Source organism: Rudaea sp., assembly GCF_036383415.1.
Taxonomy (GTDB): Bacteria; Pseudomonadota; Gammaproteobacteria; order Xanthomonadales; family Rhodanobacteraceae; genus Rudaea.
Map to the genome: position 1 here is coordinate 1 of NZ_DASVOK010000076.1, position 10840 is coordinate 10840.

A 10840-nucleotide genomic window follows, 5' to 3' on the forward strand; every position below is an offset into this window, starting at 1 on the left:
CGCGATGAAGCCGAACAAAACGAAGGTGAGCGTCACCATGCCGACGGTAACGCGCCGTCGGGTCGCGAGTTCGACGATGTTCATGCTCAGGCCTTCTTCTCTTCGACCGATTTCTGCGCGAGCTGCTTTTCCTTGTCCTTGGTGTCGGCGTTGAGCACCTGCACGGCGGTGCCGTCGCGCACGGCGTTGCGGCCGACCGTGATCACCTGCGTGCCTTCTTCGATGCCGGAACGGATCTCGACCTTGTCGCCTTCGCTGTAGCCGACCTTGACCAGCTTGCGGTGCGCGACGAGGCCCGGCGCGACAGGCTTCGTGTCGCCCTTGCCGGCGTCGGCGACCTTGGTTTCAGGTTTCTTCGCTTCGTCCTTCTTCGCACCGTCCTTCTTGTCGTCGGCGGGCTTGTCCGGCGCCTTCTCGACGACAAACACGGCGGTCTCGCCATCCTCCTCGACGAGCGCGGAGCGCGGCACGGTCAGCGCGTCGGCGCGCTGGTCGTAGACGATGCCGATGCGGCCGAACATGCCGGGCTTGAGCGTGCCACTCTGGTCGTGGAATTCGCAGGTCACACGGAACGTGCCGCTGTTCGAGTCGACCACCGGCGCGATGCGCAGGATGTTGCCAGCGAACTTGCGTCCCGGCAGCGCATCGGCCTCGAGCACGACCGGCTGGCCGGACTTGAGGATGCCGAGCTGGCGCTCGGGCACGTTGAGCACGGCCTGCAGCGGATCCATGCCGACGATGCGGAACAGGTTCTGGTTGGTCTGGATCAGATTGCCGAGTTTGACCGAGCGTTCGGCGATCACGCCGTCGACCGGCGCCACGATCGTGGTGAAACGCAGATTCAGCGCAGCTTCCTCGCGCGCCGCACGCAGGTTCTGCATGTCGTACTTGGCCTGGTCGAAATCGCGCTGCGGGATGAGCTGCTTCTGGATCGCCTTCTCGCTGTAGTTGAAGCTCGCGTCGGCCTTGCGCATCTGCGCCTCGGCCTGGGCAAGCTTGGCGCGCGCCGTGTCCTGTTCGAGCTGGGCGAGCACCTGCCCTGCCTTCACGCTCTGCCCTTCCTCGACGAACAGCTTGACCAGCACGCCAGAGGTCTTCGCCGCGACCTGGGCTTCGTGGTCGGCGGTCAGCGTCGCCGTGCCGTTGTAGTTGGCCGCGATTTCGGCACGCGCGGCCCTGGCGACCTCGACCGGCACCGCATTGATAACCTCGGCCTTGGCATCCTTGGTGCCCTTGGCCTGGGCCGGGCTGCCGCCACTGCAGGCGGTTAGCGACAAGGAGACTAGGGCGGCACAGGCGAGGATCACGCTCGATTTCGCGATATTTTTATTGATTTTCATAGAGTTGGAAGACGCCAGGAGCGTTGGGGATCGGGAATGTTGTCGCTATGGTGTTATACTAAACTACATCACCATGCACTGAACATCCCCCAGAAGTCACGATTGTGGGGACGGCATGTGTCCGAGTTCGGGAGTTCGAGTGCAATCGATCCGGAATCGTTTACACCTCTCCCCAAGTTGCGACTCAATGGATGCAGTTTCCTCACGAAACGTTGCAGACGTAAGCGCCAATAGTCATGCCGACAGGCCCGATTTCGAGCCTGTTCAGCGCGGGTTGGCAATCTCGGCCATGGCTGCTCAAGGCTTCCGCCGATGCGACAAATTCCACATGTATACCGCCGGCGCGGACAGGTTCCGCTCCGCACCGGCAATGGCCATCCCGATCAAACACAACGATATGCCCGGATCCAAGTGTTCCACGTCCGGGTCGCTAGAAGTGAGCGCGCCGGGATTGATATACTCTCGCGCCCATTCTTCCACCGTTGCCGGCCCCGAGAACATGACGAGAACGAAGCTTGCCTGCGCCCTGATCGCACTGACCGCAGCCTTCGCTGCACCTGCATTTGCCGCCGACGCGGCTGCCGCGCCGAAGGGCGATGCAAAAGCGGGCAAGGCGCTCGTCTATACCTGCGGCGGTTGCCACGGCGTCACCGGCTACATGAACGCCTATCCGAACTATCACGTGCCGCGCATCGGCGGGCAGAACTACGATTACCTCGTCGCCGCCCTGACCGAATACAAGACCGGCCAGCGCAATCATCCGACCATGCGCGCCCAGGGCGAGAGCCTGTCCGAACAGGACATCAAGGACATCGCGACCTTTCTTTCCAGCCTGACCGCCAAGTGATCCGATACGGAAACCGACACGCCATGAAATTCGCCATTGCCCTGCTTTCCGTTTGCGGTCTTGCCTGCGGCGTCGCCCACGCGGAGACGATTCCTCTCGAAAAGGTGAAGGAAAAAGCCGCGACCTGCGCCGCCTGCCATGGCGCCGACGGCAACTCCGACACGCCTGCGCAGAGCGCGTATCCGCGCCTGGCCGGCCAGTACCACGATTACATCGCGCGCGCCCTGCACGAATACAAGTCCGGCGAACGCAAGAACCCGATCATGGCCGGCATGGCCGCGCCACTGAGCGAGGCCGAGATCGACGCGCTCGCACGCTACTTCGCCGCGATGCCGGGCAAGCTCGACGACCTTTCGAAGCACGAACAGGGCAACTGATTTCGCTTGGCACGTCATTCCCGCTCGCGCGGGAATGACGAAAAGCGCATCAACCGACGGCGCTCGCCCCGCCCTGTCCGCGGAAATACGGATTGCTGCCGCTGGCGTGATCTGTTGCGTCGCGCACCGCGGTGATCTCGGGGAAATGGCTGCGCAGGGTCTTCTCGATGCCCTGCTTCAAGGTCACGTCGGCCATGCCGCAACCGTGGCAGCCGCCGCCAAACTGCAACAACACGACACCGTCTGCATCGGCCTCGACGAGACGCACACGGCCACCGTGCGCGGCGATCTGCGGATTGATTTCGCTGTCGAGCACGTACTGCACGCGATCACCGAGCGGTGCGTCTTCACCGGGAACGCTGCCCTTGATATGCGGCGCACGTATCGTCAGTTGGCCGCCGGTCGCACTGACCTGATAGTCGACCTCGGCCTCGGCCAGCCAGTCCACGCTGGCTGCCTCGATATAGACGTTGAACCCGTCGCAGTCGATACACACCTCGTCGCCGGCCAGGTCCGCGCCTTCCGCATATTCGAGCACGCAGTCCGCCTTCGGCGTGCCGGCGTTGACGGCCTTGATGCGGATGCCGAGGTTGTCGATGTCCTGCTGCGCGAGCAGGTGGCGGAAATAGTTCTTCGCGCTGTCGGAAATACGAATCACGTCTGCTACCACTACCTTGTTTGAAAAGCGCGACCAAGGACGGCCGCTTCTTGATTCCCGCGTTCACGGACGAACGCAGAAATGAACCAGTACCATTGTAGTCCTCATTTGCCGCAAAGGCTAAGGCAGGCTGCCTGACGGTGGCAAATCCGTGGCATTGGTGATGCAATGACACAATCGAATCAACAATTGTGATCTCCATGCCCAACTTGCCTACGACTCTCGCCGAACTCGCCGCGGAAAAATGCCTGCCGCTCAAAGGTCGCGAGCATGCCGCATCGAGCGAACAGGCACAGGCATGGCTTGCCGCCCTGCCCGGCTGGAGCTTCGGACCGGATCAAGCGGATCTGCGCAAGGAATTCCGCTTCACCGACTTCGTCCGCGCACTCGCCTTCGTCAACGCGCTCGGCTACGTCGCCGAACGCGAAAACCATCACCCCGATCTCGAACTCGGCTGGGGCCGCGTGCTCGTGCGCTTCTCGACACACGATGTCGGCGGCTTGTCGCGCAACGATTTTGTTTGCGCGGCAAAAACGGAAGTACTCGTTTCACCGTAGCGGTGCGGCTTCCGTGCGCCGCGCACGGAAGCGATTTAACTCGGCCGCGCCCGCTTTGAGTTCTGTGCTTGGTGCGGGTTCGATGAATCGAACCCCTACGAACGCACCCGCCCCTTCCTCGACACCCCGCGCGGCAACGCATCAAGCACCGCCGCAAGATCGGGCGCCAGCGGCGCGGAAAAGCTGTAGCTCTTGCGATCGAGATCGAACTCGAACCGCGCCGCGTGCAGGAACAGGCGCTTGAGCCCGAACCCGCGCATGTTCTGGTTGAAACCCTTCTCGCCGTACTTTTCGTCGCCCGCAAGCGGGTGCTCGATGTGCTGGGCGTGAACGCGGATCTGGTGGGTGCGTCCAGTGAACAAGGTCACCTCGGCCAGGCTGGCGTCGGCGTAGATGTCGACGATGTGGAAGCGCGTCAGGGACGGCTTGCCGTCGTCGGCGACGCGGACCATGCGCTCGCCGCCCTGAAGCAGCGACTTGCGCAGCGCTGCGTTGACGTCAAATTTGGCCTTGTGCGTATGCCCCTTGAGCAGGGCAAGGTACTGCTTGGTCGTCTGGTTCTCGCGGATCAGTTCCTGCAGACCCGTCAAAGCCGAGCGCTTCTTGGCGAAGACGAGGACGCCACTGGTGTCGCGATCGAGCCTATGCGCGAGTTCGAGCGTCTCGTCCGGTCGCGCCGCGCGCAACAGCTCGATTGCACCGAAGGTCACGCCGCTGCCGCCGTGGCTGGCGACGCCGGAGGGCTTGTCGATGACGAGGAAATCGCGATCCTCGAAAATGATCGCCCGCTCGACCTGCTCGACCTGCGCCGCCGCCGGCATGGCCCCGCCCCCCGGCTCGGCCGTGCGCACGGGCGGGATGCGGACCTGATCGCCCGCGGCAAGGCGCACGCCCTGCTTGGCGCGTTTGCCGTTGATCCGCACCTGGCCGGTGCGCATGATGCGGTAGATCAGGCTCTTCGGTACACCCTTGAGCTGGCCGATCAGGAAATTGTCGATGCGCTGGCCGTCACGGTCGTCCGGAACCTGAACGAAACGCACGCCCGGGCTCGTTCCAACGCCTTCTTCCGCCTCGTTTTCCTGTGCGGGTTTTGCTCGATCGGGCCTTGCAAGATTCATTGAAGTTCGCGTCCGAATTGGATTTTTTGCCGCTCGTTCGATACAATCGAAGGGTATTGCGCGTCCTGGGTCGGCTATGCCGGCCGCAATGACGCACTCGTTCAGCTACGCCCTTCGTGCGCAGATGCGGGCCTCCAGTGGAGCCCATCTCGCCGCACACCGGAATCGTAACCGTTCGAGTCGAGAATTGCCCGAAAGTCGGCAAGACCTTCGGGGGTTTGCGGCAATACAGCAAGGGCTATGTTGAACGCCAGGCGCGATTTGAAAACGCGCCGGCACGAAGCGCTCCCGTGGACGCGTACCCAAGCCCACGGTCGACGCGACGCCGTCGCTGCCATCGTTTTCACGAGCTGGCGCGCAGGCATCGCGACGCGTAAGCGGTAGAGCGCGTTAAGGATGTAAAAAATGAAGCGTATGTTGATCAACGCAACTCAGCGTGAAGAGTTGCGCGTGGCTATCGTCGATGGCCAGTCGCTCTACGATCTCGACATCGAGATCCCCTCCAAAGAGCAGAAAAAGGCCAATATCTACAAAGGCCGCATCACCCGCGTCGAACCCTCGCTCGAAGCCTGCTTCATCGAATACGGTGCGGAGCGCCACGGCTTCCTGCCGATGAAGGAAATCGCGCGCGAATATTTCCAGCCGGGCGTCGACCACAACCGCGCCGGCATCCGCGAACTGCTCAAGGAAGGCCAGGAACTGCTGGTTCAGGTCGAGAAGGAAGAACGCGGCAACAAGGGCGCCGCCCTGACCACGTTCATCTCGCTGGCCGGCCGCTACCTCGTACTGATGCCGAACAACCCGCGCGCCGGCGGCGTCTCGCGCCGCATCGAGGGCGACGACCGCGCCAACCTCAAGGAAGAACTCGACAAGCTCAACCTGCCCGACGAAATGGGCCTGATCATCCGCACCGCCGGCGTCGGCCGCGACGCGGAAGAGCTGCAGTGGGACCTGGATTACCTCTTGCAGGTGTGGAAGGCGATTTCCGACGCGGGCGTCAGCCGCCCCGCCCCGTTCCTGATCTACCAGGAATCCAAGCTCATCATCCGCGCGCTGCGCGACTACCTGCGCAACGACATCGGCGAAATCCTGATCGACAGCCCCGAGCTATACAACGATGCACGCGAGTTCGTCCAGCAGGTGATGCCAAACAACCTGCGCAAGCTCAAGCTGTACCAGGAAACGGTGCCGCTGTTCTCGCGCTACCAGATCGAGACCCAGATCGAGAACGCATTCGAGCGCAATGTGCGCCTGCCGTCCGGTGGCTCGATCGTCGTGGACCAGACCGAAGCGCTGACCGCGATCGACGTCAACTCGTCGAAGGCGACCAAGGGCTCGGATATCGAGGACACCGCGTTCAACACCAATCTCGAAGCCGCGGTCGAAGTCGCGCGCCAGCTGCGCTTGCGCGACGCCGGCGGCCTCATCGTCATCGACTTCATCGACATGGAAAACCCGCGCCACCAGCGCGATGTCGAGGAAAAACTGAAAGACGCACTGCGCTACGACCGCGCGCGCGTACAGGTGGGCCGCATCTCGCGCTTCGGCCTGCTCGAAATGTCGCGCCAGCGCCTGCGTCCCTCGCTCGGCGAATCGACGCAGATCGTCTGCCCGCGCTGCGAAGGCCACGGCCGTATCCGCGGCGTCGAGTCGCTGTCGCTGTCGGTGCTACGCCTGGTCGAAGAGCAGGCGATGAAGGAAAAGACCGGTCAGGTGCTCGTGCAGGCGCCGCCCGCGATTGCCAACTTCCTGCTCAACGAGAAACGCAAGAACCTCGTCGAGATCGAGCTGCGCCATGACGTGCCGATCATCGTCGTCGCCGACGACAAGCTGGAAACGCCGCATTTCGAGATCCAGCGCATCAAGGGCAATGAACTTGGCAACGAGACCAAGCCGAGCTACGAGCGTCTGACACCGGTCGTGTCCGCGCCGCCGCCGCAGGTCGCCAAGCCGGGCGACGAACCCGAGAAGCCTGCCGTGTCCGGCATCGTGCCGGCCAATCCGGCGCCGGTGCGCGCCGAAGTCGAAGCGCCGCCAGCTCCGGCTGCCGCACCGGCTCAGCCCGCGAAGAAGCCGCAGGGTTTCTTTGCGCGCATCGCCGCGCTGTTCGCCGGCAGCCCGGCTCCGGCTCCCACGCCAGCCGCCGAGGAACGCAAGTCCGCGAACAATTCGCGCCAGCGTGATCAGCGTGGCAATGACGCGCGCCCGCAGCAGCGCGGTCGTGGCGATGCCCAGCGCGGCCAACAGGGGCAGCAGCGTGGCCGCAACGAGGGGCGTCGCGACCAGCAGCGCCAGGAGAATCGTCCGCAGCGCAATGAAGCGCGTCCGCAACAACAGAACCAGAACCCGCAGCAGAATCGCCGACCCGATCGCCCCACTCCGCCGCCGCCATCACGCAACGCTGCCCCGGCCGCAGCGACGACCGCGCCAAGCGAACGCGAAGCGCGCCCGGTTTCCGCCGTTGTTCCGAACGAGGCACTGAGCGAAAAACCGATCGCCGCGCTTGCTGCCGAAGCAACGACGACAACCGCGCAGAAGCCCGTCGACGCAAATGCTGCCCAGCAGAATTCCGCCGACGGTGAAGCCCCGCGCTCGCGTCGCCGCGGGCGTCGCGGCGGCCGCCGTCGTCGTCGCGGCGAGGGTGAAGTCGAGGCCAGTGTGGTTGCCGGCGCTGCCGCCCTGGCCGGCAACGACATCGTGCTCGACTTCGACGACGAAGACGATGCTCCGGCCGTCGTGCCCCAGGCCAAGCCGGCCGCGGCCACGCCCGCGATTCCCGTCGCCGCTCGCGCAGCGGATGCTGACTCGTCGCCGGCAGGCGCCGCGCAACAAGTCGTTGTATCGAGCCCGACCGAAGCCGAAGCTCCGCAGCAACGTCCTGCGGCCATCGTCGTACCACCGCCCGCCGCAGCTGCCGAACCTGCCCAGCAGATGCTGCCCATCGCCCCTGCGCCTGCTCCGGCACCGATGGAAATGCCCGCCGTCGACAAACCGGCGGCAGCGGTAGCGGCGCCTGCGCCTGCGGTTGCCTCGCCTCCGACAAACAACGAGCTGCCGTTCGCGCCCGTTGCGGACAAGCCTGCGGACTCGGCAGCGGTGCCTGTACAACCGCCCGCCGCACCCAAGGTTCAGCAGGCAGCGGTGCCGGCGAACTTCAACGACCTCGTCGCAGTGAAGGAAGTCGTGCCGCTGCACGTGCACATCGAACGCGCCTTGGCGGAACTGCGCGACACGCCACCGAAGCCCGCTGCCGCGGCGGCGAAAGCGGAGGAGCCGGCCGCCGAAAGCACGCCTGCCCAACCGCCCGCAGCTCCTTGAAACATGCTGCAATGAAAACGCCCCGCATCGCGGGGCGTTTTTTCATCCGCTTTCGCGATCCCGATCTATGGCGCAGCTTCACGCCGCGGCTTGTCCATCAGACCATGCGCGGTGGCGAGGTGGGTCAAGGTCACGACGTTGTCGATCGCGAGCTTTTCGAACAGACGGTACTTGTAAGTCGCCACGGTCTTTTCGCTGAGCTTCAGGCGATCGCCGATCTGCTTCGCGGCCATACCCTGGGCCAGCATCATCGCAACTTCGAGTTCGCGCGTGGACAACTCTTCGAAAGGCGATTCGCCGTTGCCGAGCGCGTTGCCCAGCGCGAGCTGCTGCGCGACATCAGTGCTGAGATAACGCCGCCCGTCGGCGATCTGGCGGATCGCCCTGACCAGTTCGTCGGCAGGGCAGCCCTTGGTCAGATAGCCGCTCGCCCCAGCTTCGAGCAGGCGGCGCGGAAACGGCGCATCGGAGGCCATCGTCAGGATCACGATGCGCGTGGCCAGCTTGCTGCGGCGCACACGCTCGGTCACCTCGATGCCGTTGACGTTCGGCATGTGCAGGTCGACAAGGGCAAGGTCGGGCTTGAGATTGCGGATCAGCTGCAAGCCGGCTTCGCCATCGTCCGCTTCGCCGACGACTTCGATGTCGGGCTGTTTCTCGATGATCATGCGCAAACCGGCGCGCACCAAGGCGTGATCGTCCACCATCACGATGCGAATCATCTGCTTCCCCCAGAGGACACCCCTGAACCACGTTACTGCGACCAGAAGGGCTTTACAAGCGTGATCCCGCCCCGCCCGCATGGTCAAGGCACCGGCATGTGCGTCTACTCGGCGGCAAGTTTCGCCAGATTGCGCTCGACGCGCTCGCGCTCGCCTGGCGGCAATTCCGGATCATCGAGCATCTGCCGGTAGATTCCAATGCAGCCGGCCTCGTCGCCGAGATGAAACAGCGCGAGCGCCAGATCGTCGCGCGGGCGCCAACCCCAAGCAGTGCGATCGACGAGCAATCGATCCGAAGTCGGCGGCAGCGCGATGGCCGCCAACGCGCAATCTCGCGCCTGGACAAACAACCGTTGCTTGAGGAAGAAATGCGCGAGCCGCATCGGAGCTTCCGCGCGCTGCGGGCGATAGCGCCACGCGTCGAGGCAAGTAGCGACAATCGCCTCGGCGGCCCATCCAGTCTGCTCGCCAAGCACCGCGATCATTAGCTTGCAGAAGTAGATTTCTTCCTCGGAACCGCCAGCGAGGCTACGCCGGCGGTAAGCCTCGATCGCCTCCGCCCACTGCCCCGCTTCACGCAGGCTTTGTGCCAGATAGAATTGATAGCGAGTATTTCCCGGCTCGCGCGCCAACGCTGCACGCAGCAATTCGGCGTCGCGGGCGTACTTCGCGCGCGCGGGAAGCCGGCTGCGCGCACCGTCCGCGAATTTGGCGATGCGCGCGCCATGCAGCGGCGTGTTCGGCACCTTACCCTGCGCGCTCAAGATCTCGTGCAAAACGCCGCGCCAGACCCAGTCGATATCAAGCCTGGCGAGCGCCACGATCCACGAGCTGATGCCGGCGACGACCGATTCGATCACGTAGCCAGGCGCCCCGAGGCTGCCGAAGCTGAAACCGGGATCGGTCTGCAAGGCATCGTCGGCGTCGATAAAAAAAGCGTAATCACCACGCCCGCGCGCCAGTTGCAACGCCTCGTTGCGGTTGGTCGAAAAATCGACCCAAGGGCGCTCGATCAGCTCACCGGGGATATCTTTCAAGAATGCACGCACGATCTCCTGCGTACCGTCACTGGAACCAGTGTCGACGATCGCCCAACTGTCGACATGAGATTTCACCGAGCGCAGGCAGCGCTCGATGACGGCCGCTTCGTCCTTGACGATCATGTTGAGGCAGATGCGCATGCTCGTGCCTACAGTCGTAAATCCCGGTCGTCGACCTACCCGTTCAAATCAGCGCAAATCCGCAGACATTGGCAAGGTCGAAGAAGCCCGGAAATGATGTCGCGATGTTTGCGCAATCGAACACGCGCACCGGGCCGCCGGCGACAAGGCCGGCGACGCAGAAGCTCATCGCGCAACGGTGGTCGCCAGTGCTGTCGGCTTCGCCTGCGCGCAGCGCGCCGCCTTCGATGACCGCCCCGTCCGGTGTCTCCTCGATGCGTGCGCCGAGCGCACGCAAGCCCTGCGCCATCACCGCGATGCGATCGGATTCCTTGACGCGCAACTCCGCTGCGCCGGTCACGCGCGTGATGCCATTCGCCACTGCTGCGGCAACGAACAATGCCGGGAATTCGTCGATCATGTCCGGCACGAGTTCGACCGGCACGTCGATGCCGTGCAACGGTGCTTGACGCACGACGAGATCGGCGATCGCCTCGCCGCCGGCCTCGCGCGCATTCGTTTCGCGGATGTCGGCGCCCATCAAGCGCAACACCTGCAGCAGGCCCGTGCGGCGCGGGTTCATGCCGACGTCGCGCAAGGTCAATTCCGAACCCGGCACAATGCTTGCCGCGACGAGGAAGAACGCTGCCGAGGAAAAATCCGCCGGTACGACGACGTCCGTTGCGCGCAGCCGATGGCCTCCGGAAAGCTGCGCATGCCCTTTGGAAAATTCGATCGGATAG

Annotated in this window: 9 protein-coding genes and 1 pseudogene; 4 read left to right on the forward strand and 6 right to left on the reverse strand. The window is 64.0% G+C overall.

Annotated features, from left to right (window positions below):
• Positions 1 to 86: 86 nt before the first annotated feature.
• A complete protein-coding gene (locus VF497_RS02625; RefSeq protein WP_330885980.1) occupies positions 87 to 1340 on the reverse strand; it encodes an efflux RND transporter periplasmic adaptor subunit in 1254 nt (417 codons plus the stop codon).
• A gap of 499 nt (positions 1341 to 1839) precedes the next feature.
• Between VF497_RS02625 and VF497_RS02630 the strand changes: the two genes are divergently transcribed.
• Both VF497_RS02630 and VF497_RS02635 read left to right on the forward strand, forming a co-directional pair.
• Entirely contained in the window at positions 1840 to 2187 is a 348-nt protein-coding gene (locus VF497_RS02630) for a cytochrome c (RefSeq protein WP_330885982.1), read from the forward strand.
• 23 nt (positions 2188 to 2210) lie between these two features.
• On the forward strand, positions 2211 to 2564 hold the full coding sequence (locus tag VF497_RS02635) for a cytochrome c (protein WP_330885984.1): 354 nt from the start codon (positions 2211 to 2213) through the stop codon (positions 2562 to 2564).
• A gap of 49 nt (positions 2565 to 2613) precedes the next feature.
• Here the strand turns inward: VF497_RS02635 and VF497_RS02640 are convergent, their stop codons facing one another.
• Positions 2614 to 3222 (reverse strand): NfuA family Fe-S biogenesis protein, encoded by a 609-nt coding sequence (locus VF497_RS02640; protein WP_330885986.1) that lies wholly within the window; start codon positions 3220 to 3222, stop codon positions 2614 to 2616.
• Positions 3223 to 3422: 200 nt separating this feature from the next.
• Here VF497_RS02640 and VF497_RS02645 point away from each other — a divergent pair, with 200 nt between their 5' ends.
• Positions 3423 to 3779 carry a 4a-hydroxytetrahydrobiopterin dehydratase gene (locus tag VF497_RS02645; RefSeq protein ID WP_330885988.1) on the forward strand — a complete coding sequence of 119 codons (357 nt, stop codon included), beginning with the start codon at positions 3423 to 3425 and terminating at the stop codon, positions 3777 to 3779.
• A 95-nt stretch (positions 3780 to 3874) separates the two neighbouring features.
• On the opposite strand, the gene VF497_RS02650 is transcribed toward VF497_RS02645, so the two are convergent.
• Positions 3875 to 4819, reverse strand: coding sequence for an RluA family pseudouridine synthase (locus VF497_RS02650; RefSeq protein WP_330885990.1), 945 nt, complete (start codon positions 4817 to 4819; stop codon positions 3875 to 3877).
• A gap of 483 nt (positions 4820 to 5302) precedes the next feature.
• Between VF497_RS02650 and rne the strand changes: the two genes are divergently transcribed.
• Complete coding sequence (gene rne, locus VF497_RS02655) at positions 5303 to 8215, forward strand: ribonuclease E (protein WP_330885992.1); 2913 nt, start codon at positions 5303 to 5305, stop codon at positions 8213 to 8215.
• Positions 8216 to 8280: 65 nt separating this feature from the next.
• Here the strand turns inward: rne and VF497_RS02660 are convergent, their stop codons facing one another.
• The 3 genes and pseudogenes from VF497_RS02660 to VF497_RS02670 all read right to left on the reverse strand — a co-directional run.
• Positions 8281 to 8937, reverse strand: coding sequence for a response regulator (locus VF497_RS02660; protein WP_330885994.1), 657 nt, complete (start codon positions 8935 to 8937; stop codon positions 8281 to 8283).
• A 104-nt stretch (positions 8938 to 9041) separates the two neighbouring features.
• Positions 9042 to 10118, reverse strand: a complete 1077-nt coding sequence (locus VF497_RS02665) for a glycosyltransferase (protein WP_330885996.1) — start codon at positions 10116 to 10118, stop codon at positions 9042 to 9044.
• A gap of 43 nt (positions 10119 to 10161) precedes the next feature.
• Positions 10162 to 10840: pseudogene (locus VF497_RS02670) on the reverse strand (3-phosphoshikimate 1-carboxyvinyltransferase); the annotation flags it as partial.

What these genes read in the sequence shown, in the direction of transcription:
- VF497_RS02625 (WP_330885980.1), bottom strand. Translation starts at nt 1,340, where the DNA reads ATGAAAATCAATAAAAATATCGCGAAATCGAGCGTGATCCTCGCCTGT.
- VF497_RS02645 (WP_330885988.1), top strand. Translation starts at nt 3,423, where the DNA reads ATGCCCAACTTGCCTACGACTCTCGCCGAACTCGCCGCGGAAAAATGC.
- VF497_RS02630 (WP_330885982.1), top strand. Translation starts at nt 1,840, where the DNA reads ATGACGAGAACGAAGCTTGCCTGCGCCCTGATCGCACTGACCGCAGCC.
- VF497_RS02660 (WP_330885994.1), bottom strand. Translation starts at nt 8,937, where the DNA reads ATGATTCGCATCGTGATGGTGGACGATCACGCCTTGGTGCGCGCCGGT.
- rne (WP_330885992.1), top strand. Translation starts at nt 5,303, where the DNA reads ATGAAGCGTATGTTGATCAACGCAACTCAGCGTGAAGAGTTGCGCGTG.
- VF497_RS02665 (WP_330885996.1), bottom strand. Translation starts at nt 10,118, where the DNA reads ATGCGCATCTGCCTCAACATGATCGTCAAGGACGAAGCGGCCGTCATC.
- VF497_RS02635 (WP_330885984.1), top strand. Translation starts at nt 2,211, where the DNA reads ATGAAATTCGCCATTGCCCTGCTTTCCGTTTGCGGTCTTGCCTGCGGC.